Origin of the sequence: Sphingomonas oligophenolica, assembly GCF_006438955.1 — a bacterium.
Taxonomy (GTDB): Bacteria; Pseudomonadota; Alphaproteobacteria; order Sphingomonadales; family Sphingomonadaceae; genus Sphingomonas; species Sphingomonas oligophenolica_A.
The window spans coordinates 86,726-110,565 of record NZ_RCZK01000006.1; the positions used below are offsets into that span (position 1 = coordinate 86,726).

The window sequence follows — 23,840 nt, forward strand, 5'->3', positions numbered from 1 at the left end:
GTCGGTTAGTCCTCAGTCCGTCGCCGCGCGCCAGAGGGCGACTGGACCCGAGCACCCTGATGGCGCTCCCAAAGGTCCGGCCGCCGTAGCCGTGTATCGGTCTCCGCCTGGGCGTGTCGCCAGGCATCGATCCTCGCATGATCCCCCGATCGCAGCACTTCGGGGATCGTGCGCCCTTCCCATATCGCAGGTCGGGTATAATGCGGGTATTCGAGCAGCCCCGTTTCGAAGCTCTCGTCCACGCCGCTAGAAGCCGCGCCCATTACGCCGGGGAGCAGCCGAATGCAAGCATCGAGCAGCACCAGCGCGCCCATCTCGCCCCCCGACAAGATATAGTCGCCGATCGACACTTCCTCGATCTCGCGTCCTTCGAACAAGCGCTCGTCGAACCCCTCGAACCGACCGCACAGGATCGTCACTCCCGGCCCCGCGGCTAGCGCCCGGACCTTCGCCTGCGTCAACGGCTTGCCCCGCGGTGTCATCGCCAGCAGCGGGCGCTGATCCGCGTGCGCGTCGATCGCCGCCGCGACGACATCCGCGCGCAACACCATCCCCGCGCCCCCGCCCGCCGGGGTATCGTCGACCGATCGATGCTTGTCCGTCGCGAAGTCGCGGATCTGCACCGCCGCGCACGACCATTTCCCCTCGCCCAGCGCCCGTCCGGCGAGCGACGCGCCAAGGGGGCCGGGAAACATCTCGGGGTAAAGCGTGAGGATGGTGGTGGCGAAGGTCACAGCGTCCAGTTCTCGACGCGAAGCCCGGGAATATCGGCGAAGTCGCGCTCGTTGTTGGTGACCAGCGTCAGCCCCAACGACAGCGCGTGCGCTGCGATTAATCGGTCGAAGCTATTCCGGCGAACCGCGATCTGGGCTCCTAGCTTACCGTAGGCCTCGGCTGCATCGTCATCGAACGGATGCACGACCAGGATGCTGACGAACACGTCCAGCCGCCGTTCGTCGGCCGGGTCGCTCTGCAACCGACCCGCGCTGAAGCGCAACTCGGCAAGCGTGATCGAGGAAATAGCCATGCCGACGCCGTTCTGGGCACGGACACGCGCGCGCAGCCGATCGCTTCGCGCCAGCGTGAAGTCCAGGCATGCATTCGTATCGAGCAGGTACACCGATCAGGCAGCCTGGCCGCGCGAGGATTTACCCCAGTCGCGCTCCTCCTGTTCGATGTCGTCGCGCCCACCCGCCATGAAGCCCGGCGAGAACGCGCCGTAGAGGCCATCGAGCACCGCAGCGGCATCGGTTTCGCGCCAAAACGAAAACCCGCTATCCGCGTGCGACACCACCACCACGTCATCCGCTTCGCGCAAGCCGAGCGCCTTGGGGAGTCGCAGCGCGAGCGAATTGCCTGACTTGAACACCTTCGCGCGATATTCCTTGCTCATCGAAGCCTCCGTATATACGTGATGTATACACATTGGCGGAGCGCGACAAGATGTCGGACAGGTGGGACGACTGCATCATCATCGGCGCCGGCCCCGCCGGCCTCACCGCGGCGATCTACCTCGCGCGATTCCATCTTTCGATCCGGCTGTTCGATTGCGGGTCGAGCCGCGCCGCAACGATCCCGTGTACCCGCAACCACGCGGGCTACCCGGACGGCATCGCTGGCCCCGACCTCCTCGCGCGGATGCTCGCGCAGGCGGAGCGCTACAGCGCGGTCCGTGAACAGGTCGCCGTGACCCGGATCGCGCCCGACGGCGATCATTTCACCGTCACCACCGATCATGGTCACTATGCCGCGCGCACCGTTCTGCTCGCGACCGGGGTGGTCAACAACCGACCCGATATCGATCCCGCGCTCCACGACCGCGCGCTCGCAGCAGGGTTGCTCCGCTATTGCCCGGTCTGCGACGGCTACGAGGTCACCGACCAGCGCGTCGGCGTCATCGGCACCGGCGATCACGGGATGCGCGAGGCGCTGTTCCTGCGCGGCTACACAAGCGACGTGACGCTCGTCGCGCCCGATGCCGGACACCAGCTCGATCCCGCCTGCGAACGCGCGCTCGACGAAGCGGGGATCGTCCGCATCGACGGCCCGTGCGGCGGCTATGCGATCGAGGATGACCGCCTCGCGTTCGACACCGCGCGCGGGCGGTTGGCGTTCGACAGTGTCTATCCTGCGCTGGGCTCGGTGATCCGCTCGCGGCTCGCGATCGACGCGGGCGCGACTGCCAGCGATGATGGCTGCCTGGAGGTCGACGCGCATATGCGCACCACCGTCCCCGGGCTCTTCGCGGCGGGCGACGTTGTCAAGGGATTGGATCAGATCAGCCATGCGATGGGCGAGGCCGGGGTCGCCGCGACGACGATCCGCAACCTGCTGAGCGAACGCGCCCCGCTTCGCCGCTGAGGGAAAATGCCCGAACCTGGACCCGTTCGTGCTGAGCTTGTCGAAGCACGGTGAGACCCAGGCCCTTCGACAAGCTCAGAGCGAACGGTTTAGACTCCGATCAATCCAACGCCATCCAGCTCTGAGCTATTCGACGAAGTCCGCCGCGACGATCAGTCGCGCGTCATCCCATTCGGGCACCGCATCGGCGTTCATCGGCACCATGAAGCGTTTGCCCGGTGCGCCGTCGATCGCCTCACGCTCAATCTCGATGACGTCCCCCGCGCCGAAATCATCGATCGCGACGACGGTGCCGATCGCCTCGCCCGTCGTCGACACCACCGGCAATCCGAGCAGGTCGGCATGATAATATTCGCCCTCGCCCAGAGCGGGCAGCGACGCGCGCGGCACGGTAAGTTCGGTCCCGCGCAGCGCTTCGGCAGCAGTGCGGTCGGGCACTTCGGCAAAGCGCACGATCAGCCCGTTGTTGCCCGGTGCCGACGACACCAGCGTCAGCGCACCGTGGTTGAACGAGCGATATGCCCCGAAATTCTCGGCAAAGACCTTGAGCCGCACCTGCCCGCCGATGCCATGCGCACCGATGACGACCGCCAGCGTGACCGCGGCGTCAGCCCTTGGTCGATCCACGGTTTTCGCCGGGCTCATCGTCCGGTCCTTCGGCGGGAGCGGGCGATGAGACGCCGTCGTTGGTGGCATCTTCGTCGTCATCGGGCGCGGTTCTCGGATCCGGGGGAATACCGTCGGTCATGATGCGTGTCCTCTCTCTACTCGAGAGAACAACGCACCACGACCGGATCGGGTTCTTACTGTTCGGAGGTTGCGTCGGCGACCTTCTCGGCGTCCTCGCTCGGCGCCTCGGTTGCGGCTTCGACCTCGGCCGCCACGACGGCTTCGGCTTCCTCGTTCGAGTCGGCGGCAGGCGCTTCCTCGGCTGCCGGAGCTTCCTCAACCGCAGGAGCTTCCTCGGTGGCAGCGGCTTCCTCGGCCACCGGCGCTTCGGGTTCGGCGGTCACTTCGGGCTCGGGCTCGGGGGCCGGCTTGGCGGCGGCCTCGGCGGCGGCTTCCTCGGCAGCCTTCACCTTCTCGGCACGCTCGTCGGCGCGTTCGGTCGCCTTCTCGCCCGGCTTGCCCTTGTTCGGGTTGTTGCGCGCGGTGCGCTCGAGGACGCCCGCTGCGTCGAGGAAGCGCGCGACCCGATCGGTCGGCTGCGCGCCGACGCTCAGCCAATGCTTGGCGCGCTCCTGGTCGAGCACGACGCGCTTCTCGTCGTCCTTGGCGAGGCGCGGATCGTAATTGCCGATCTTCTCGATGAACTTGCCGTCACGCGGCGACCGCGCGTCGGCAACGACGATGCGATAATAAGGACGCTTCTTGGAGCCGCCACGCGACAGCCGGATATGGATAGCCATGGTATTTATTCCTTCGTTCTAAAGTCGATAGTTACTTTTTCTTGGTGAAATTCTCGAAGCCCGGCGGCAACTGCGGCATGCCCTGCCCCCCCGGCAATCCGGGCAGGCCACCGCCCGCGCCGCCCATGATATCGCCAAGCTGCTGGCCGCCGAGCGCATTGCCCAAACCGCCCATGCCGCCCTTGCCGAGCATCGCCATCATGCCCTTGATCCCGCCCATCTTCTTGATCTTCTTCATCGCGGTCGACATTTCTTGGTGCATTTTGAGGAGCTTGTTGACCTCCTGCACCGTCGTCCCCGATCCCTTGGCGATGCGGATCTTGCGCTTGGCGTTGATGACCTCGGGCTTGGCGCGCTCCTTCACGGTCATCGACCCGATCATCGCGTCCATATGGACCAGCGTCTTGTCGCTGCCCGGCACCGCAGCCATCGCCGCCTGCGCCTTCTTCATGCCCGGGATCATTCCCGCCAACGCACCCAGGCCGCCCATCCGCGCCATCTGCGCCAGCTGCCCGCGCAGGTCGTTCATGTCGAACTGACCCTTGGCGAGGCGGCTCGCCATCCGCTCGGCGTCTTCCTGCTGGATCGATTCCGCGGCGCGCTCGACGAGGCTGACGACATCGCCCATCCCCAGGATGCGCCCCGCGACCCGCGACGGATGAAACGCCTCGAGCGCATCGAGCTTCTCGCCGGTGCCCGCGAACTTGATCGGCTTGCCGGTCACCGCACGCATCGACAGCGCCGCGCCGCCGCGCGCATCGCCGTCCATCCGCGTCAGCACGACGCCGGTCAGCGCGACCTGCGCGCTGAAATTTTGCGCGACGTTGACCGCATCCTGCCCGGTCAGCGAATCGACGACGAGCAGGATTTCGGCGGGCGTCGCGACCGCCGCGACCGCCTGCATCTCGGCCATCAACGCGGCGTCGACGTGGAGCCGACCCGCGGTGTCGAGCATCAGCACGTCGAACCCCTGCAGCTTGGCCGCCGACAGCGCGCGCCGCGCGATATCGACCGGCTGCTGCCCCGCGACGATCGGCAGCGTCGCCACCTCGATCTGCGTGCCCAGCGTCGCCAGCTGCTCCTGCGCGTTCGGGCGATTGACGTCGAGCGATGCCATCAGCACCTTCTTGCGCTCGCGCCCCATCTGCCCGCCCGACAATCGCTTGGCGATTTTGGCAGTCGTTGTCGTCTTGCCCGATCCCTGCAGCCCGACCATCATGATCACCGCGGGCGGGGTGACGCCGAGCTCCAGCTCCGATGCATCCGACCCGAGCATCTCGACCAGCGCGTCATTGACGATCTTGACGACCTGCTGCCCCGGCGTGACCGACCGCAGCACGTTCGCGCCGACCGCCTGCTCGGTGACCTTGTCGACGAAATCGCGTGCCACCGGCAATGCGACGTCGGCCTCGAGCAACGCGACGCGCACCTCGCGCATGGCACTGCGCACATCGGCCTCGGTCAGCGCGCCACGGCCACGCAGACGCTCGAAGACGCCGCCAAGCCGGTCGCTCAAACTGTCGAACATCGCCTCAATTCCTCATTGCACTGCCACCAAACGCAAAAGCGCCGACGGGCGAAACCTCGCCGGTCAGCGTACACCCGCGGGTGCTTGTGCTATGCGTCCAATGACGGAACGTGGGGTGCGCTTAGGCGAAATACGGCTGCGGCGCAACCTGCCCCGCATACCCCCGCGGCTCACGCCACCACCCCGGCGAACGCCGGGGTGGTTGGGCTTTGCGCTTCTACCAGCCACCCCCCTCCGCCAGATACACCTCTTCCGCCGCGGTCGATTCCCGCCCCAGCGCCGCATTGCGCGCGGGAAACCGTCCGAACCGCACCACCACGTCACGATGATCGCGTGCGAACTGCGCGTTATTCTCGATTCACAGCGCCTCCAATTTGGCGACGCTCAGCGCCTGCAGCGGGGCATCCTCAGCGTGCATCAGCGGCATGTAGAAGAATACCCGCCGCTCGGGCGGATAGCGCGCCTCCCATCCCTGCTCGATCCCCGCCAACGTCAGCCCCGCCGCCAGATCGTCCGCCGCAAACGCCGCCGCTGAACCGCGAAAAATATTGCGAGAGAATTGGTCGATCACGATGATCGCAGCGAGCAGGGAATCAGGCTCTTCGCGCCATCCCCCCGCGTCGTTCGCGACGACGGAATCGCGCAACGCGCCGAATCGCGCGCGGACCTCGGCGTCGAACCCGTCATCCTTTTCCCACCAGCGTGCGGGCTCCAACCCGAACCAGAAGTCGAGCACATCGCGTGCCTGCCGATGGACTTGAGCCGCGTCGGTCATTAGATCGCCCCCCATGCCTGTTTCCGCGCCAGAGGTAATCACCCTCGGCTGCCGCCTCAACATCGCCGAGAGCGAAACGATCCGGACGCTGATCGCGGGCCGGGATACCGTCGTCGTCAATTCGTGCGCGGTCACCAACGCTGCGGTCAAGGCGACCCGCGTCGCGATCCGCCGCGCCCGCCGCGACCGACCGCTGTCGCAGATCGTGGTGACGGGGTGCGCGGCGCAGATCGATCCCGCGAGTTTCGCCGCGATGCCCGAGGTCGATCGCGTGGTCGGCAATGCCGACAAGCTCTTGTCGTCAGCTTGGGAGGCTTACGACGCGGTGGTCGTCAGTGATATCATGGCGGTCCGCGAAACCACCCCGCACCTCGCCGCCAGCTTCTCGCAACACGCCCGCGCGTTCGTCGAGGTCCAGAACGGCTGCGACCACCGCTGCACCTTCTGCGCGATCCCCTTCGGCCGCGGCCCGAGCCGCTCGGTCCCCGCAGGCGCGGTGGTCGACCGGATCGCTGGGTTGGTCGACGCCGGCCACCGCGAGATCGTCCTCACCGGGGTCGACCTGACGAGCTACGGCCACGACCTCCCCGGCACCCCGACGCTCGGCCTCCTTGTCGAACGCATCTTATGCGGCGTCCCCGCGCTCCAGCGGCTGCGGCTGTCGTCGCTCGACTCGATCGAGATCGACGACCGGCTCTTCGACCTCTTCACCGGCGAACCCCGCATCATGCCGCACCTCCATCTGTCGTTCCAGGCAGGCAGCGACCTGATCCTCAAGCGCATGAAGCGCCGCCATACCCGCGTACAGGCGGTCGCGATCGTCGAGCGCCTCAAGGCCAAGCGCCCGGAGATCGCGATCGGCGCGGACCTGATCGCGGGTTTCCCGACCGAGGACGACGCGATGGCCGCCGACACGATCGCGCTGATCGCCGACGCCGACATCGTCCACGCGCACATCTTCCCCTATTCGGAACGCGCGGGCACCCCCGCCGCGCGGATGCCGCAGGTTGCGCATGCGCTGCGCAAGGCGCGCGCCGAACGGCTCCGCGAAGCGGCGGCGGCGCGCAAGGCGGCGTGGCTGGCCTCACTGGTGAGCACGACGCAGGATGTCGTCATCGAGCATCCTGGCGACCACGGCCACGCCCCGAATTTCGCCCACGTGAACATCCCCCCCGCCGCTCGCCCTGAGCCTGTCGAAGGACGTGTCCCACACGCCACGCTCGAACCCGGCCAGATCGCCCCCGTCCGCATCACCGCCGCCACCGCCACCCACCTCATCGGAACCCGCGCATGAGCACATCCTGGCACGATCGCCTCCTCGGCGGTTTCCGCAAGACGTCCGACCGGCTCGTCGGCAACCTCGCGGGGCTCGGTGGCGCGCGGCTCGACGAGGCGACGCTCGACGATATCGAGGAGGCGCTGATCGCGTCCGATCTCGGTCCCGAGACCGCGGGGAAAATCCGCACCCGCCTCGCCGAGGGGACGTTCGAGCGCGACATGGAGGAACTCGGCATCCGCCTCGTCGTCGCCGAGGAAGTCGAGAAGGCACTCGCGCGCGTCGCGATCCCGCTCGAGGTCACCGCCTTCCCCCGCCCACAGGTGATCCTCGTCATCGGCGTCAACGGATCGGGCAAGACCACCACGATCGCCAAGCTCGCGCACCTGCTGATGGAGCAGGATTACGGGGTCATGCTCGCCGCGGGCGACACCTTCCGCGCCGCCGCGATCGGGCAGTTGCGCACCTGGGCCGAGCGCGTCGGCGTCCCGATCGTCACCGGCCCGGAAGGCGGCGATGCCGCGGGCGTGGTGTGGGATGCGGTGAAACAGGCAACCGAGACCGGCATCGACGTCCTGATCGTCGACACCGCCGGCCGCCTCCAGAACAAGCGTGAGTTGATGGACGAACTCGCCAAGATCCGCCGTGTGCTCGGGCGGATCAACCCCGCGAGCCCGCATGACGTCGTCCTCGTCCTCGATGCGACCACCGGCCAGAACGCGCTCAGCCAGATCGAGGTGTTCAAGGAGGTCGCGGGCGTCACCGGCCTCGTCATGACCAAATTGGACGGCACCGCGCGTGGCGGCGTCATGGTCGCGGCGGCGGAGAAATTCGGCCTCCCCATCCACGCGATCGGCGTCGGTGAGGCGATGACCGACCTCCGCCCGTTCGACGCGCACGAAGTCAGCCGGATCATCGCCGGTGTCGAAGGGGTGAAGAAGTGATCTGTTCCTCCGCGAAGGCGGGGATCCAGCCCTACCGTAGAACTGGACCCCCGCCTTCGCGGGGGAACAAGGATTTTAAATGACGACCCGCAAAACATCCTCCCCCGGCCTGCGCATGGCGATCGACTACGGCCCGCTGCTGGTGTTCTTCGCGATCACCTTCGTCGCCCCTGCCGAGCCGATGCGCGCGCTCGTCGCCGCATTCACGCGCACGCTGAACGACCTCACCCGCGTCGAGGCGCTGCTAATCGCGCGCGTCATCTGCGCGACCGCGGGGTTCGTGATCGCGACCGTGATCGCGATGGCGGTATCGAAGGCGAAGCTCGGCACGATCTCGCCGATGCTGTGGATTTCAGGCGCGCTGGTCGTCGTGTTCGGCGGGCTCACCATCTATTTCGCCGATCCGCGCTTCATCAAGATGAAGCCGACCTTCGTCTATGCGATTTTCGCGAGCGTACTCGTGTTCGGGTTGATCACCCGCCGTCCGCTGCTCCAGCAGTTGCTCGGCGCGGCCTATCCGGGGCTGACCGAGGCGGGCTGGATCAAGCTCACCCGCAACTGGGCGATCTTCTTCGTCGTCATGGCGATCGCCAACGAGCTGGTCTGGCGCTGGACCGCCGCGACGATGAGCGACACCGCCGCCTTCCGCGCGTGGACGCTCTACAAATTCCCCGGCTGCGTCGTCATCACGCTGCTCTTCGCCTTCGCGAACATCCCGATGCTGATGAAGCACGGCCTGAATTTGGAAGGCGATGCCGTCCCCACCATCCCCCCGGAAGCGTAACGCCCTTCCGGTCGAAAGAGTCGGGATGCCTGCGGCCTAGTCGGCCAGAAACGCCGCCATCGCCGCGCCCATTTCGGGCTTCACCACCGAACTCATGTGTCCGCCCGGCACCTCGGCATAGACCGCGTCGGGCAAGACATCGACCAGCGCGGTCGCCGAACCGTTATCGCTATCCTCCGCGCCGCACAGCACCTGGATCGGGATCGCGAACGTCCTGATCGTTTCCAGCGGCGTGTCCGCAAATGTCTCGATGATCCCGAGCAGCGCGACGGGATCGCCCCCCGTCGTCTTCAGGAACGCCTCGACCATCCACGCCGGGCTGCCCTGCGGATGCTGGCCGAGCTTGGTCAGGATGTCGCGGAAATGCCCCGCGCGCCGTCCGGTGTCGGTGAGCCCTTCGAGCCCCATCCCGCCGATGATGACCCGGCCCGGCGTCGCTCCAGTCGCGAGCATCCGTGACACCGTCCGCGATCCGAGCGAATAGCCCCCGAGGTCATAATCGGTCAGCTCCAGATGCGCGACGAAGCCCATCGCGTCGCGGGTCAGCCGATCGCGCGGATAAGCGGCCGGGTCGTGCGGCTTGTCGCTCGCGCCATGCGCGCGAAAATCGAGCATCAGCACCCGGCGCCCCGCTGCGACCAGCGCCGCGGCGTGGCCGTAACGCACCCAGTTCGTATACGCGTCCGACATGAACCCGTGGAGCAGCACCACGGGCCGCCCCTCCCCCATCGCGTACCACGCCAGCCGCACGCCATCGTCCGCGTCGAAAAACTGCGGTTCGGGTCGGATCAGGGTCACGCGCGATTCCTTCGGCAATGGAAGTCGCCCCGTACCCGCAACGCAATCGCGCATGCAAACTGCGCATGTGTCAGGGCTTCACTTATATAAGCATGCTTATTATATGGGCGTCATGAAAGATGCCACCGCCTTCCTGATCAGCGATGTCTCACGCCTGCTCCGACGCCGCTTCGACGAGCGCGCCCGCGCGATCGGGGTGACCCGCCCGCAATGGCGCGCGCTGACCGCGCTGTCCCGCCACGAGGGGATCAACCAGGGTGGGCTGGCCGACCTGCTCGAAGTCGAACCGATCACGCTGTGCCGGATGGTCGATCGACTCGAGGAGGCGGGCCACGTCGAGCGCCGCCGCGATCCGGGCGACCGGCGTGCGTGGCGGATCTACCTGACCGATCGGTCGCGCCCGCTGCTCGACCAGCTCAAGGCGATCGGGGACGACGTCTTCGCGGTCGCCTTCGCCGGGTTCGACACCGCCGAACGCACCGCGCTCGCGGCCGCACTCGGGCAGATGCGCGACAATCTCTCCTATGCCGACAAGGACCAGACCGCCCATGGCTGATGCCGACCCCCAGCGCGATCTGCGCGCCGACACCGCCGCCCCTGCGCCGCATGACGCGGTGGCCGACGTGGCGATCACGCCGGAACCCGCCAAGCCGAAGCGCAAATGGCTGCGGACGGCAATCATGGTCAGCGTACCGCTCCTGATCGCGATCGTCGGCGGGTATTTCTGGCTGACCTCGGGCCGGTTCGTGTCGACCGACAACGCCTATGTCGGGCAGGACAAGGTGTCGGTGTCGTCCGATGTCGCGGGGCGGATCGTCGCGGTGAACGTCCGCGAGAACCAGCAGGTGAAGGCGGGCGATATCCTGTTCCGGATCGACCCCGAACCGTACCAGATCGCGGTCAGCCAGGCGAACGCCTCGATCGCCAACGCGCAGGTCGATGTGGCGGCGCTCCAGTCCAACCTGCGCGGCACCGGTGCCGACATCCAGGCGGCGCACGATGCGATCCAGAATGCGCAGCAGGATTACGATCGGCAGGCGCAGTTGATGAAGCAGGGCTTCACCACCCGCGCGCGGCTCGAACAGTCGCAGCACGGCCTCGAACAGGCGCGCGCGCAACTCGCCAACGCGCAGGCGACCGCCGACGAAGCCCGCGCCAGGCTGTCGACCGGCGCCGCGGTCCCTGGCACCGCGCCCGCGATCGCCGCCGCGCAGGTCCAGCGCGACAAGGCCGCGCTCGACCTCAAGCGCACGGTCGTGCGCGCGCCGATCGACGGCACGATCAGCCAGTCCGATCGGCTTCAGGTCGGCGCGATGATGGTGACGGGGCTGCCCGCAGTGACGATCGTCGCCAACGGCCGGTCGTGGGTCGAAGCGAATTTCAAGGAAGACGAACTCAACAAGATGCGCGTCGGCCAACCCGCGACGCTCGCGTTCGACGCCTATCCCGGGCTGAACCTGAAGGCGCATGTCCAGTCGATCGGCGCGGGCACGGGCAGCGAATTCTCGATTCTCCCCGCGCAGAACGCGACCGGCAACTGGGTCAAGGTCACGCAGCGGATCCCGGTGCGGATCGCGATCGACGACAACAGCCCCCGCCAGCTGATCGCGGGTCAATCCGCCCACGTCACCATCGACGTCCGCGGGGTGAAATAAGCCGTCATGGCCAGCAACGCCGCGGCCCCGGGCAAGCGAATCGATCCGCTCGCCGAAGTCCCCTCGACGCAAGAGGCGGAGCCGTTCGAGGAGCGCGCCGCGCTCCACACCTCGAACAAGGCGCTGCTGACGTTGGGCGTCATGGCCGCGACGATCATGCAGATTCTCGATTCGACGATCGCCAACGTCGCGCTGCCGCATATGCAGGCCTCGCTCGGCGCGACCGCGGATACCGTCACCTGGATCCTAACGAGCTATATCGTCGCCTCGGCGGTCGCGATCCCGATGACCGGCTGGCTGTCCGACCGGATCGGATCGCGCAACCTGTTCCTGGTCGCGGTGGTCGGCTTCGTCGTCGCCTCGATGCTGTGCGGGCTGGCGACGGGACTGGTCGAGATGGTGCTCTTCCGCGTGCTTCAGGGAGTGTTCGCGGCGTTCATGAATCCGCTCAGCCAGACCGTGATGATGGACATCAATCCCAAATCCAAACAGGCGAGCGCGATGTCGATCTGGGGAATGGGGATCATGATCGGCCCGATTCTGGGGCCGGTGATCGGCGGCTGGCTGACCGACAATTATAGTTGGCGCTGGTGTTTCTACGTCAACGTGCCGGTTGGCATCGCGTGCTTCGCGATCCTGTTCGCGCTGCTGCCCTCGCGCGGGTTGGTGCGCCGCAAGTTCGATCTCTTCGGCTTCGCGCTGCTGGCGATCGCGATCAGCTTCTTCCAGCTGATGCTCGATCGCGGTCAGACCCAGGACTGGTTCCAAAGCTGGGAGGTCCGGATCGAGGGCGGCATTGCGCTCGCTGCGGCATGGATGTTCGTCGTCCACATCGTCACCGCCAAGAATCCGATGTTCGAACGCAGCCTGTTCCGGAACCGCAACCTCGTGACCGGCATCGGCTTCATGCTCGTGATCGGCGTGCTGATGACCGCGACGCTCGCGCTGCTCCCGCCGATGCTCCAGCGGCTCTACGGGTATCCCGTGCTCGCGACCGGCATCCTGATGATGCCGCGCGGGATCGGGATCGTCAGCAGCATGTATCTGGCGGGCTGGTTGATGGCGAAGAATGTCGATCCGCGGCTGATGGTGATGGGCGGGCTGGCGATCGCGGCATTCTCGCTGTGGCAGATGACAGGCTGGTCGCTACAAATGGATTCTACCCCCTTCGTCACCACCGGGATCGTCCAGGGGTTGGGGTTGGGACTGATCTTCATCCCCTTGAACGTCACCGCGTTCGGCACCCTCGCGCCGCACAAGCGCACCGAGGGCGCGAGTCTGATGAACCTGTCGCGCAACGTCGGCGGCTCGGTCGGCATCTCGATCGTCACCGCGCTGCTCGCGCGCAACATCCAGACGACGCATTCGGTGCTCGCCCCCCACATTCCCGCGGCGGGCCTGACCGCGAGCGACCCGCTGGTGACGTCGATTACCGGGGGCTCGACCGACAGCCTGCTCGCGATGGCGGACGCGGTGATCAACCAGCAGGCGGCGATGATCGCCTATCTCGACGACTTCAAGTTTATGATGATCATGACCGCGGTCGCGATCCCGCTCGGGCTACTGCTCAAACGACCGAAGGGCGCGGTCAAGGCGGACCCCGACGCGATGGGACATTAAGTTTGCGCGAAAGGGGCATGACAATCTAACCAGATTCGAATCGCGGTACGGCAACGGTTGGCAACATTTGCCCATGATGGGCTCCGCGCGGTGGATTGCGCGGGCCAGCGATAACCCGACACCCGCGCCAGATATGGAATTTCGTGGGCCATGTGGCGACGGCGGAGGGGTTCACCACGAGCAGGTCGTTGGCGGCCCGCCCACGCCACCATTCACTGCGCACGGTCCCCCTCCCCGTCGCGGGGGGGATTTGCTAGAGACCCCCCATGAAATCCGCCCCCAAGACCTTCCACGTCAAATCCTTCGGCTGCCAGATGAACGTCTATGACGGCGAACGGATGGCCGAACTCATGGCCGCCAACGGCCTCACCCATACCGACGACGCCAGCGCAGCCGACCTCGTCGTGCTCAACACCTGCCACATCCGCGAACGCGCGACCGAAAAGGTCTATTCGGACATCGGACGGATCCGCAAGGAAGCCCGGCGCGATCACGGCAACGACCCGATGATCGCGATCGCGGGTTGCGTGGCGCAGGCCGAGGGGGCGGAGATTGTCGCCCGCGCCAAGATCGATATCGTCGTCGGCCCGCAGGCGTATCACAATCTCCCCGCACTGGTCGGCCAGGCCGCGCGGGGCGAGGCGGCGCTCGATACCGACATGCCGGTTCTGTCGAAATTCGGCCAGCTTCCCGCGCGGCGAAAGGTCGGGCCGAGCGCGTTCCTGACCGTTCAGGAAGGGTGCGACAAATTCTGCACCTATTGCGTTGTCCCCTACACCCGCGGTGCCGAGGTCAGCCGCCCCTTCGCCGGAATCGTCGACGAAGCCCGGGCGCTCGTCGATGCGGGCGCGCGCGAGATCACGTTGCTCGGCCAGAACGTCAACGCGTGGGACGATGGCGGACGTGGATTGCACGACCTGATCGCCGACCTCGATCGCATCCCCGGCCTCGCGCGGATCCGCTACACCACCAGCCACCCCAACGACATGCGCGACGGCCTGATCCGCGCGCACGCCGAGGTCGAGGCGCTGATGCCGTTCCTCCACCTCCCCGTCCAATCGGGCAGCAGCCGCATCCTCAAGGCGATGAACCGCAGCCACACCCGCGACAGCTACCTCCGCCTGCTCGACCGTGTCCGCGCCGCGCGCCCAGATATCGCGCTGTCGGGCGATTTCATCGTCGGCTTCCCCGGCGAAACCGAGCAGGATTTCGAGGACACGCTCAGTCTCGTCGCCGAGGTCGGCTATGCGCAGGCGTACAGCTTCAAATACAGCCCCCGCCCCGGCACCCCCGCCGCCGACATGCCCGATCAGATCGCGCCCGAGATCATGGACGAGCGCCTCCAGCGCCTCCAGGCCGCCCTCAACCGCGACCAACAGGCGTTTAATGCCCATACGGTCGGCCGCACCTGCGACGTGCTGATCGAACGCCGCGGCAAACTGCCCGGCCAGATGCTCGGCAAATCGCCGTGGCTGCAATCGGTCCACCTCCTCACCGACGCCGCAATCGGCGACATCGTAACCGTCGACCTGACCCGCGCAGATCCCAATTCGATGGCAGGGGTCGAGCGGGTGGCGGTGGCGGCGTGATCGCGCTGCGGACGTAGAACACCGGAACCGGTGCGGCGTTCGGGCAACGCTGCCCGACGATCGATCGCGGCGCATAATTTAGCACTGTCCCTTGGTCACTTAGGCTGTCAGTCTCGCCGATGATGCAACTGCGCCACCGCGACTCGGTTCTCTTGAACGCCCCGCGCGCTGCCCCGATCTTCGCTCTCCCGGTTTTGCCCCGTCGCACCCGCGACGACGGCCCGCCGCGCCCTGAAAGGATTGCATGAGCCGCAAGCCCCTCCCCGCCCAGTCCGGCCAGCGCAGTCGCGTCGAACTGCTCTTCGACAAGCCGCAACTGCTCGTCCAGCTCTTCGGTCAGTATGACCAGAATCTGGTCGCACTCGAAAACCGCCTCGGCGTCTATATCACCGCGCGTGGTAACAAGATCGGGCTTGAGGGGACCGCCGAACAGGTCGCGGTGGCGCGCGACGTGCTCCATGATCTCTACGCCCGCGTCCAGCGCGGCGAGGATGTCGATGCCGGGCTGGTCGACGCCTCGATCGCGATGAGCGCCGAACCGACGCTCGCTGGCATCCTCAGCGCCGATGGGGTCCGCCAGCCGTCGATCATGATCCGCACCCGCAAGAAGACGATCGTCCCGCGCACGCCTGCGCAGGCGCATTACATGCGCGAACTGACCACCCACGACATGATCTTCGCGCTCGGGCCAGCGGGCACCGGCAAGACTTATATCGCAGTGGCGCAGGCTGTGTCGCAGCTCATCACCGGCAGCGTCCAACGCCTGATCCTGTCGCGCCCCGCGGTCGAGGCGGGTGAGAAGCTGGGCTTCCTGCCCGGCGACATGAAGGAAAAGGTCGACCCGTATCTGCGCCCGCTCTACGACGCGCTCCACGACTGCCTGCCCGCCGAACAGGTCGAACGCCGGATCGCGAGCGGCGAGATCGAGATCGCACCGATCGCGTTCATGCGCGGTCGCACGTTGGCCGACGCATTCATCATCCTCGACGAGGCGCAGAACACGACGCCCGCGCAGATGAAGATGTTCCTCACCCGTTTCGGCGAGAACAGCCGGATGGTGATCTGCGGCGACCCCAACCAGACCGATTTGCCCGGCGGTGTCGCCGCGTCGGGCATCGCCGACGCGACCTATCGGCTCGAGGGCATCGAAGGCATTTCGATGACCCGCTTCACCGCGGCCGACGTGGTCCGGCATCCGATTGTCGGGCGGATCGTCGAGGCCTACGAGGGAGCCGCCACTTGACGTAGCGGGATATCCTTTATATTACTAGGGATATCCCGGGGATCGACATGGCATCGCTTTTCATAAAGGATACCGGCACCGCAGCGCTGGCTACCGAAATCGCTGAACAACTCGGCACGACAAAAACCGAGGCGGTGAGGCGCGGCTTGCAGTGTCTGGCGCACCACAAGGCTACGGAGCAGGCCGCCCCCACCGGCAGCACGGTCGACTGGCTGCGCGACTATCGCGCCCGCCACCCTCTGCCAGATCGCGAAGCACTGAAACTCGGCAAGGCATTCTTCGATTCGCTGTCCGATGAGGAAGATGACCTCGGCCCGTGGCTCCGGTGAATCTCTTCGTTGATGCCTCGGCGATGGTTGCCATGCTCACGCTGGAGGACGATTTCGAGGAACTCGGCGACAGGTTGGATATCGCCGAGCACCGGATGACATCGGCAATGGCGATCTGGGAAACCACCATCGCGCTCAGCATCGGACGCGGGATCATGATGGATTTCGCCAGGCAAGACGTCACGAATTTCATCGCAGCGCGGGGCGTCGCCATCGTCCCGATCGGCGAAAAGGAGGCCGATGCGGCGCTGGAAGCGCATCGCCGCTTCGGCAAGGGACGCCACCCCGCCCGGCTCAACATGGGCGATTGTTTCGCCTATGCCTGTGCCAGGACCAACGACGCCCGCCTGCTCTACAAGGGCACGGATTTCTCCAAGACGGACCTGGCATGATCCACCTCGAACTCACCCGCGAAGAACCCTGGCCCGCGGGCGAGTGGGAAGCGCTCGCGACCCGCGCGTGTCGCGCCGCGATCGAGCTGACACCCCAAGGCCCGCTCCTCACTACCCCAGCACGGATCGAGATTTCGGTGCGCCTGACGTCCGACGACGAGGTCCACACGCTCAACCGCCAGTATCGCGACCAGGACAAGCCGACCAACGTCCTCAGCTTCCCGATGGTCCAGCCCGACCTGATCGACACGATCAGCCAGAACAGCGACGATGGCGAAGTCTTGCTGGGCGACATCGTCCTCGCGCACGACGTGTGCGTCGCCGAGGCCGCGGACAAGCACGTCAGCGTCGAACAACACGCGACGCATTTGCTCGTGCACGGCACGCTGCATCTGCTAGGCTACGACCATCTGGGGGACGAGGAGGCCGGGGCCATGGAGGATATCGAGCGCCAGGCGCTCGCCAGCCTCGGCATCGCGGACCCTTACCTGGTACGCGAGGAATAAGGATTCGATGCCCGAAGACCGAAGTAGCGCCGGCAACGGCGACTCCACCGACAACAGCTTCTGGCGGGTCATGAAATCCGCCATCTTCGGCGACGCCAGCGCCGAATCGCTCCGCGAACAACTCGAGGAGGCGATCGACAAGCACGAAGGCGATCCGACCCCCGACGCCAAGGGCGACCTGTCGCCGATCGAGCGCCAGATGGTCCGCAACCTGCTTCATTTCGGCGAACGCGACGCGGGCGACGTCGGCGTGCCGCGCGCCGATATCGTCGCGGTCGAAGAGGGCACGACCTTTGCGCACCTCGTCCAGATCTTCGCCGACGCCGGTCACAGCCGCCTGCCGGTCTATCGCGGCGAACTCGATACGATCATCGGGATGGTCCACATCAAGGACGTGTTCGCGATCCTGGCGAAGGGCGACGAGCCCCCCGCCGGAATCGCCGATCTGATCCGCGAACCGCTCTACGTGCCGATGTCGCGCGGCGCGCTCGATCTGCTCGCCGACATGCGTGCCAGCCACGTGCACCTCGCGATCGTGCTCGACGAATATTCGGGAACCGAGGGGATCGTCACGATCGAGGATCTGATCGAGGAGATCACCGGCGACATCGAGGACGAACATGACGAAGAGCCGCCCGCGCTGATCGTCCCGATCGACGACGGCGCGTGGGATCTCGACGCCCGCGCCGAACTCGAGGACGTCGCCGACCTGATCGACGAGCGGCTTGGCGATGGCGACAGCGATGTCGACACGATCGGCGGCCTCGCCGCGGTGCTCGCGGGCCATGTCCCCGCGGTCGGCGATTGCGTCGATCACCCGTCGGGCTGGAAAATCGAGATCACCCAGAGCGACGAACGCCGCGTCCACCGCGTCCGGCTCCACCCCCCGCTCACCCCGATCGATCCCAACGAGTAACGCTGGGTCGGCGCGCCGCTTCACCACCCCCCCTTCCGCCGCCGCGCGCACGCCGCTATCGCTTGGTCATGCGCAAACACATCCTCATCGTCCTCGGCCTGATCGTCCTCGTCGCGATCGCCGGTTTCGTCTATCTGGCGTGGCCCGATTCCGCGAAGCTCAGCGTTGCCGAGGTCGCGGGCGTCCGACCCGACATCACCGCGCCGCGGATCCAGACGATCCCGACGATCAATGTCGCCGATGTCGTCGGCTGGCAGGACGGCGCGACCCCCACCGCCGCGCCCGGCCTGACGGTCCGCCCGTTCGCGACCGGGCTCGATCACCCGCGCTGGCTCTATCGCTTGCCCAACGGCGACGTGCTGGTCGCCGAAACCAATTCGCCCCTGCGCAAGGGCGGCGGCATCCAAGGGTGGGTGATGAAGCACCTGCTCGGCAAGGCAGGCGCGGCCGGGCCGTCGGCGAACCGGATCACGCTGCTCCGCGATACCAATGGCGACGGCGTCTCGGACCAGCGATCGGTGTTCATGACCGGGCTCAATTCCCCCTTCGGCATGGCGCTGTTCAAGGGGCAGCTCTACATCGGCAACACCGATGCGCTGGTCCGCGTCCCCTATACCGACGGCCAGACCCGGATCACCGCAACGCCTGAAACCGTGATCAAGCTCAATCCCGGCGGCAATCACTGGGCGCGCAATGTCATCCCCGCCCCCGACGGCAAGACGCTCTACGTCTCGGTCGGCTCGGCGACCAACATCGCCGACCACGGGATCGATGCCGAGAAATACCGCGCCAACATCCTCCAGGCCTGGCCCGACGCGAAGACCTTCCGGATCTATGCCGCGGGCTTGCGGAACCCGCAGGGCATGGCGATCAACCCGATCACGGGGCAGCTGTGGACCGTCGTCAACGAACGCGACATGCTCGGCTCCGATCTCGCCCCCGATTACCTGACCCAGGTCGAATTCGGCGACCAGTTCGGCTGGCCCTGGTATTATTGGGGCGGCTATCCCGACACCCGGGTCGAGCCCGCCAACCCCGCGCTCCAGCAATATTCGAAGCGCCCCGATTACGCGATGGGGCCGCACGTCGCCGCGCTCGGCCTCGATTTCGCCAACGACATCAAGCTTGGCCAGCGCTTCGCCAACGGCGCGTTCGTCGGCGAACATGGCTCGTGGAACCGCAAGCCGGTGTCGGGGTACAAAGTCGTCTACGTCGCCTTTGCCGCGTCGGGCTTCCCCGCACCCGGCACCAAGCCGGTGGATGTGCTGACCGGCTTCCTCGACGCCAAGGGTGAGGCGCGCGGCCGCCCCGTTGGCGTCATCGCCGACCAGACCGGCGCGATGCTGGTCGCGGACGATGTCGGCAACGTCGTGTGGCGGGTGAGCCCCGCCGCGCCGACCCAGACCGCGGCGCGGTGAAGCGACTCGAGGATGGCGCGCGCGATCGTCATGGGCGCAGGCCAGATCGGCTTCGTGAACCGTTCGCCCTGAGCCTACCGGGTTCCCATGAAAGTAGTACTTTCATGGGGCCGGGTCGAAGGGCCTGAGGCTCACTGTGCTTCGACAAGCTCAGCACGAACGGGTTTAAAGTGACGTCATCCTACGCCAGCGGCCCGACGCCCGCGCTCGTCGCCGCGTGCGCGAAACTCGCCAGCGCGATGGCGGGCGCGCACGATCGGTGGTGGATCATCGGCAGCGCGGCGGTCGCGCTTCATGGCGCCGACGCGGGAAACGTGCGCGACGTCTATGTGCTGCTCAGCCGTCGCGACGCGGAGGTAATATGCGCGAAGCACGTCATACCGATCGAACCCCATACGCCCCATCCGCTATTCCGCTCGGCGGTGTTCGCACGATGGACTGGGATGCCGCTGACGATCGAGTTGATGGCGGATCTAGAGGTCGCGGCTTCGGCCGGGTGGCAACGCCTCGCGCCGGCCACGCGTCAGCAGTTCACGACCGCAGCGGGATCGATTTACGTCCCCGACCGGCAGGAACTCGCTGCGATCCTGCGCCGGTTCGGGCGGGAAAAGGATATAGTCCGGGCGGCCGCACTCGACCGCGCCTGAGCTATTTCAGCAGCTTGGGCGCCTCGGCTTGAATGACGTCGCGGATTTTCCCCGCGAACAACCCGAGAAATCCGGGGAGGTCGACCACCGCGTGAACCTTGTCGTCGAAGACGGTTGCCGACGATCGGATCACCTGCCCCATCGCCTCGACGGTGAACACCATCGTGTCGCCTTCCCAGTCGTGGACGACCTTGGCGCCGCCGGGGATCATCCGCCCGATCTTGCCGATCCCGCCGTCGAGCCGCTCGCGCACCGCCGCCTTGCCGAGCTGGTGCGGGATGTCGAGTTCGATCGGCGCGGTCATGCCGCCTGCTCCACCGGCGGCGCGTCGGTCGCGAACAGCATCGCGTCATCGCCGAATGCCTTGAATTCGAGCGCGTTGCCCGACGGATCGCGAAAGAACATCGTCGATTGCTCGCCCGCCTGCCCCGCGAAGCGGGTGTACGGCGCGATCCCGAACGCCACCCCCGCCGCCGCGACCCGCGCCGCGAGCGCGGCCCAGTCCGCAGGAGTCAGCACGATCCCGAAATGCGGCACCGGCACCGCATGCCCGTCGACCGCATTCTCGACCGCGACCGGCACCGCCGCCGGATCGAGATGCGCGACGATCTGGTGGCCGAAGAAATCGAAATCGATCCAGTGATCGCTTGACCGGCCTTCGGTGCAGCCGAGCGTATCGCGATAGAAGCCCCGCGCGGCGGCGAGGTCGTGGACCGGGAAGGCGAGATGGAACGGGCGTAGTGTCATGCGCGGATGATACAGTGGAAGCGCCGCCCGTTCAATTCCTCCCCTTAGCGGGCGCGGATTTAGTCGATAAGAGCCGCTTCATGGATCGCGTATATCGTTACCCCGCCCTCGCCAGCCTCGTGCTCGGCGCGATCGCCGCGACCGGGTTCGCGCCGCTTCAGTTGTGGCCGCTGACGCTGCTGGGCTTCGCGGGCTGGATCGCGCTCGTCCACCGCGCGCCCAGCCTCCGCCAGGCGCTGTGGCTGGGCTGGGCGTTCGGGGTCGGCCACTTCACGATCAACAACAACTGGGTCCAGCACGCATTCGATTTCCAGGACAAGATGCCCCCCGTGCTCGGCTATTTCGCCGCGGTCGGGCTGGCGCTCTACCTCGCGGTCTACCCCGCGATGGCCGCGGGGCTCGCGTGGCGCTTGGGGCGGCGGGGGAGCCGGGTCGACCTTGCGTACCTGTTGCTGTTCGGCGCGGTGTGGATCCTCACCGAATGGCTCCGCGCGGTCGTGTTCACCGGCTATGCGTGGGATCCGATCGGGGTGGTCTGGGTCGCGGTGATCGGCGTTGCGCGCGTCTCGGCGTGGATCGGCACCTATGCGCTGTCCGGACTGACGATCGTCGCGGCGGGGTCGCTGCTCCTCGTCCGGCGGCAGGTCGCAGTCCCCGCCGGGATCGCCGCCGCCATCGCGCTCGCCGCGCTCAGCGCGGTCTGGACCGATGCGCCGCCCCCCGCTCGCTCCGCGCCGCGCCTCCGTGTCGTCCAGCCCAACATCGACAACAACCTCCGCGGTAGAGACGGCGGCGACTTTGCGCTGCGCGCGCTCATTAATGGGTCGGGCACGCCGGGGCCGGTGCCGCGGCTGGTGATGTGGCCCGAGGGCTTGATCGATGACTTCATCGAAAGCGGTTATCCGGACTATGTCTATGCGCGGCACTGGCCCGACGTCATCCGGACACGGATCGCGCGCGCACTCGGCCCGCGCGACGTGCTTCTGACCAGCGCCAGCACGCTGACGTTCGACGCGCTGGGCGAGGTATCGGGCGCGGGCAATTCGGTGCTCGCGATCACCCCCGATGCGCAGATCGCCGGGCGCTACGACAAGGCGCACCTCGTCCCCTATGGCGAATATCTACCGATCCCCTGGCTGCTGAAGCCATTGGGCCTGGCCCGCCTCGTCCCGGGTGACATGGATTTCACCCCCGGTCCCGGCCCCAGCAGCATTGTGCTGCCGGGCTTCGGCGCGATCGGAATCCAGGTCTGTTACGAAATCGTCTTTTCGGGCCAGATCGTCGATGAGGCGCATCGCCCGCGGATGATCTTCAATCCCTCGAACGACGCCTGGTTCGGCAGTTGGGGTCCGCCCCAGCATCTGGCGCAGGCGCGGATGCGCGCGATCGAGGAAGGGCTGCCGATCGTCCGCTCGACCCCGACCGGCATCTCCGCGGTGATCGCCTCCGACGGACGGTTGCTCGCCACCGTGCCGCACCACCGCGCCGGCGCGATCGATATCGCGATGCCCCCTGCGCTCGTCCCCACGTTGTTTGCGCGGATCGGCAACTGGATGGCGCTGATGGTCGGGCTGGCGATGCTGATTCTCGGCGTTGCCATCCGCAGGCGGGCTCGCTAGGGCTCATATAAAGCTTTCTTTATATCAGCCTCAGCCCCTTAGCCGCGAGAGTATGTTCATGCGCAAGTCGTTCATCTTCACCAGCGAATCGGTGTCCGAAGGTCACCCCGACAAGGTCGCCGACCAGATCAGCGACACGGTCGTCGATCTGTTCCTGGGCAAGGATCCCCAGGCACGGATCGCATGCGAGACGTTGACGACGACCCAGCTCGTCGTCTTGGCCGGCGAAATCCGCGGCAAGGGCATCTACGAGAATAATGAGTGGGCGCCGGGCGTCCTCGAGGAAATCGAGGCCGCGGTGCGCAACACCGTCAAGGAAATCGGATACGCCCAGTCGGGCTTCCACTGGGAAAGCTTCCGCTTCGAAAACAACCTCCACGGCCAATCCGCCGAAATCGCAATGGGCGTCGACGAAAGCGGCAACAAGGACGAGGGCGCGGGCGATCAGGGCATCATGTTCGGCTATGCGACCGACGAGACCCCAGGCCTGATGCCCGCCACGCTCTACTACAGCCACAAGATCCTCGAACGGATGGCCGCCGACCGCCATTCGGGTGCCGCCCCCTTCCTCGAGCCCGATGCCAAGAGCCAGGTGACGCTGGAATATGAGGATGAAAAACCGGTCCGCGCGACCGCGCTTGTCGTCTCGACCCAGCACGCACCCGGCTATTGCGAGAAGGGCGAGAATGCCGATCCCGCCAAATATGCGGTGCTGCGCGACTATGTGATGGGCGTGTTTAACGACGTGCTCCCCGACGGTTTTATCACCGAGGCGACCAAAATCTATATCAACCCGACCGGCGCGTTCGAGATCGGCGGGCCGGACGGCGACGCCGGCGTCACCGGGCGCAAGATCATCGTCGACACCTATGGCGGCGCGGCCCCGCACGGCGGAGGCGCGTTCAGCGGCAAGGATCCGACCAAGGTCGATCGCTCGGCGGCCTATGTCGCGCGCTATCTCGCCAAGAACATTGTCGCTGCCGGGCTCGCGCGTCGCTGCACGATTCAGCTCAGCTATGCGATCGGCATCGCCGAGCCGCTGTCGGTCTATGTCGATCTTCACGGCACCGGGACCGTTACCGAGGCCGCGCTCGAAGCCGCGCTGCCGCGGCTCGTCCGCCTGACCCCCAAGGGCATCCGCGAACACCTCAAGCTTAACGCCCCGATCTACAAGAGGAGCGCCGCCTACGGTCACTTCGGGCGTGAGGCCGAGGGCGATCACTTCACCTGGGAAAAGACCGATCTGATCGATCAGCTCAAGGACGCCGTCGCCGCGTAACCCCA

Annotated in this window: 26 protein-coding genes and 1 pseudogene; 17 read left to right on the top strand and 10 right to left on the bottom strand. The window is 66.6% G+C overall.

Annotated features, from left to right (window positions below; translation table 11 throughout):
- Positions 1–5: 5 nt before the first annotated feature.
- The 3 genes from trmD to EAH84_RS09170 are packed head-to-tail and all read right to left on the bottom strand — an operon-like array spanning position 6 to position 1,393.
- Positions 6–734, bottom strand: coding sequence for a tRNA (guanosine(37)-N1)-methyltransferase TrmD (gene trmD, locus EAH84_RS09160; RefSeq protein WP_140871004.1), 729 nt, complete (start codon positions 732–734; stop codon positions 6–8).
- Positions 731–1,120 carry a type II toxin-antitoxin system VapC family toxin gene (locus tag EAH84_RS09165; protein WP_140871007.1) on the bottom strand — a complete coding sequence of 130 codons (390 nt, stop codon included), beginning with the start codon at positions 1,118–1,120 and terminating at the stop codon, positions 731–733. Before EAH84_RS09165 ends, trmD begins: the two co-directional genes overlap by 4 nt.
- A 3-nt stretch (positions 1,121–1,123) precedes the next feature.
- Positions 1,124–1,393: an antitoxin gene (locus tag EAH84_RS09170; RefSeq protein WP_140871009.1), complete on the bottom strand. Its 270-nt coding sequence runs from the start codon at positions 1,391–1,393 to the stop codon at positions 1,124–1,126.
- A gap of 50 nt (positions 1,394–1,443) precedes the next feature.
- On the opposite strand from EAH84_RS09170, the gene EAH84_RS09175 reads away from it, so the two are divergent.
- Positions 1,444–2,361, top strand: a complete 918-nt coding sequence (locus EAH84_RS09175) for an NAD(P)/FAD-dependent oxidoreductase (protein WP_140871012.1) — start codon at positions 1,444–1,446, stop codon at positions 2,359–2,361.
- 126 nt (positions 2,362–2,487) lie between these two features.
- Here the strand turns inward: EAH84_RS09175 and rimM are convergent, their stop codons facing one another.
- From rimM to EAH84_RS09195, 4 genes and pseudogenes are all read right to left on the bottom strand, one after another.
- Positions 2,488–3,006, bottom strand: a complete 519-nt coding sequence (gene rimM / locus EAH84_RS09180; RefSeq protein WP_140871014.1) for a ribosome maturation factor RimM — start codon at positions 3,004–3,006, stop codon at positions 2,488–2,490.
- 158 nt (positions 3,007–3,164) lie between these two features.
- Positions 3,165–3,770, bottom strand: coding sequence for a 30S ribosomal protein S16 (rpsP, locus tag EAH84_RS09185; protein WP_140871017.1), 606 nt, complete (start codon positions 3,768–3,770; stop codon positions 3,165–3,167).
- Positions 3,771–3,801: 31 nt separating this feature from the next.
- A complete protein-coding gene (ffh, locus tag EAH84_RS09190) occupies positions 3,802–5,298 on the bottom strand; it encodes a signal recognition particle protein (protein ID WP_140871020.1) in 1,497 nt (498 codons plus the stop codon).
- Between the two features lie 217 nt (positions 5,299–5,515).
- A pseudogene (locus EAH84_RS09195) lies at positions 5,516–6,136 on the bottom strand (DUF924 family protein).
- Between EAH84_RS09195 and mtaB the strand changes: the two are divergent.
- The 3 genes from mtaB to EAH84_RS09210 all read left to right on the top strand — a co-directional run bounded on the left by mtaB (position 6,087) and on the right by EAH84_RS09210 (position 9,077).
- The gene (mtaB, locus tag EAH84_RS09200; protein ID WP_140871023.1) at positions 6,087–7,367 is read left to right on the top strand and encodes a tRNA (N(6)-L-threonylcarbamoyladenosine(37)-C(2))-methylthiotransferase MtaB; all 1,281 of its coding nucleotides are present in this window, start codon (positions 6,087–6,089) and stop codon (positions 7,365–7,367) included. The pseudogene EAH84_RS09195 and the gene mtaB sit on opposite strands and share 50 nt — an antisense overlap.
- Entirely contained in the window at positions 7,364–8,293 is a 930-nt protein-coding gene (gene ftsY / locus EAH84_RS09205) for a signal recognition particle-docking protein FtsY (protein WP_140871026.1), read from the top strand. Before mtaB ends, ftsY begins: the two co-directional genes overlap by 4 nt.
- A gap of 79 nt (positions 8,294–8,372) precedes the next feature.
- Positions 8,373–9,077: an inner membrane-spanning protein YciB gene (locus EAH84_RS09210; protein ID WP_241656527.1), complete on the top strand. Its 705-nt coding sequence runs from the start codon at positions 8,373–8,375 to the stop codon at positions 9,075–9,077.
- 36 nt (positions 9,078–9,113) lie between these two features.
- Here EAH84_RS09210 and EAH84_RS09215 read toward each other — a convergent pair whose 3' ends face one another.
- Positions 9,114–9,806, bottom strand: coding sequence for an alpha/beta fold hydrolase (locus EAH84_RS09215; protein ID WP_241656540.1), 693 nt, complete (start codon positions 9,804–9,806; stop codon positions 9,114–9,116).
- 181 nt (positions 9,807–9,987) lie between these two features.
- Here EAH84_RS09215 and EAH84_RS09220 point away from each other — a divergent pair, with 181 nt between their 5' ends.
- The 11 genes from EAH84_RS09220 to EAH84_RS09270 all read left to right on the top strand — a co-directional run bounded on the left by EAH84_RS09220 (position 9,988) and on the right by EAH84_RS09270 (position 20,190).
- Positions 9,988–10,431 carry a MarR family winged helix-turn-helix transcriptional regulator gene (locus EAH84_RS09220; RefSeq protein ID WP_140871031.1) on the top strand — a complete coding sequence of 148 codons (444 nt, stop codon included), beginning with the start codon at positions 9,988–9,990 and terminating at the stop codon, positions 10,429–10,431.
- A complete protein-coding gene (locus tag EAH84_RS09225; protein ID WP_140871034.1) occupies positions 10,424–11,530 on the top strand; it encodes an HlyD family secretion protein in 1,107 nt (368 codons plus the stop codon). The genes EAH84_RS09220 and EAH84_RS09225 overlap by 8 nt, the downstream gene beginning before the upstream one ends.
- A gap of 6 nt (positions 11,531–11,536) precedes the next feature.
- Positions 11,537–13,150: a DHA2 family efflux MFS transporter permease subunit gene (locus EAH84_RS09230; protein ID WP_140871037.1), complete on the top strand. Its 1,614-nt coding sequence runs from the start codon at positions 11,537–11,539 to the stop codon at positions 13,148–13,150.
- A gap of 266 nt (positions 13,151–13,416) precedes the next feature.
- On the top strand, positions 13,417–14,739 hold the full coding sequence (gene miaB, locus EAH84_RS09235) for a tRNA (N6-isopentenyl adenosine(37)-C2)-methylthiotransferase MiaB (protein ID WP_140871040.1): 1,323 nt from the start codon (positions 13,417–13,419) through the stop codon (positions 14,737–14,739).
- Between the two features lie 244 nt (positions 14,740–14,983).
- Positions 14,984–15,982 (top strand): PhoH family protein, encoded by a 999-nt coding sequence (locus tag EAH84_RS09240; protein WP_140871043.1) that lies wholly within the window; start codon positions 14,984–14,986, stop codon positions 15,980–15,982.
- Between the two features lie 47 nt (positions 15,983–16,029).
- Entirely contained in the window at positions 16,030–16,311 is a 282-nt protein-coding gene (locus EAH84_RS09245) for a type II toxin-antitoxin system VapB family antitoxin (protein WP_140871046.1), read from the top strand.
- Positions 16,308–16,703: a type II toxin-antitoxin system VapC family toxin gene (locus EAH84_RS09250; protein WP_140871049.1), complete on the top strand. Its 396-nt coding sequence runs from the start codon at positions 16,308–16,310 to the stop codon at positions 16,701–16,703. Before EAH84_RS09245 ends, EAH84_RS09250 begins: the two co-directional genes overlap by 4 nt.
- Entirely contained in the window at positions 16,700–17,209 is a 510-nt protein-coding gene (gene ybeY / locus EAH84_RS09255) for an rRNA maturation RNase YbeY (protein WP_140871052.1), read from the top strand. Before EAH84_RS09250 ends, ybeY begins: the two co-directional genes overlap by 4 nt.
- Positions 17,210–17,216: 7 nt before the next feature.
- Entirely contained in the window at positions 17,217–18,125 is a 909-nt protein-coding gene (locus tag EAH84_RS09260; protein WP_140871055.1) for a hemolysin family protein, read from the top strand.
- 68 nt (positions 18,126–18,193) lie between these two features.
- Positions 18,194–19,543 carry a PQQ-dependent sugar dehydrogenase gene (locus tag EAH84_RS09265; protein WP_140871058.1) on the top strand — a complete coding sequence of 450 codons (1,350 nt, stop codon included), beginning with the start codon at positions 18,194–18,196 and terminating at the stop codon, positions 19,541–19,543.
- Positions 19,544–19,713: 170 nt separating this feature from the next.
- Positions 19,714–20,190: a hypothetical protein gene (locus EAH84_RS09270; protein WP_140871061.1), complete on the top strand. Its 477-nt coding sequence runs from the start codon at positions 19,714–19,716 to the stop codon at positions 20,188–20,190.
- A gap of 1 nt (position 20,191) precedes the next feature.
- Here EAH84_RS09270 and EAH84_RS09275 read toward each other — a convergent pair whose 3' ends face one another.
- A complete protein-coding gene (locus EAH84_RS09275; protein WP_140871063.1) occupies positions 20,192–20,494 on the bottom strand; it encodes a polyhydroxyalkanoic acid system family protein in 303 nt (100 codons plus the stop codon).
- Positions 20,491–20,937: a VOC family protein gene (locus tag EAH84_RS09280; RefSeq protein WP_140871066.1), complete on the bottom strand. Its 447-nt coding sequence runs from the start codon at positions 20,935–20,937 to the stop codon at positions 20,491–20,493. The genes EAH84_RS09275 and EAH84_RS09280 overlap by 4 nt, the downstream gene beginning before the upstream one ends.
- 80 nt (positions 20,938–21,017) lie before the next feature.
- Between EAH84_RS09280 and lnt the strand changes: the two genes are divergently transcribed.
- Positions 21,018–22,556, top strand: a complete 1,539-nt coding sequence (gene lnt, locus EAH84_RS09285; protein ID WP_140871069.1) for an apolipoprotein N-acyltransferase — start codon at positions 21,018–21,020, stop codon at positions 22,554–22,556.
- Positions 22,557–22,614: 58 nt separating this feature from the next.
- Positions 22,615–23,835, top strand: a complete 1,221-nt coding sequence (gene metK, locus EAH84_RS09290; protein ID WP_140871072.1) for a methionine adenosyltransferase — start codon at positions 22,615–22,617, stop codon at positions 23,833–23,835.
- Positions 23,836–23,840: the final 5 nt, after the last annotated feature.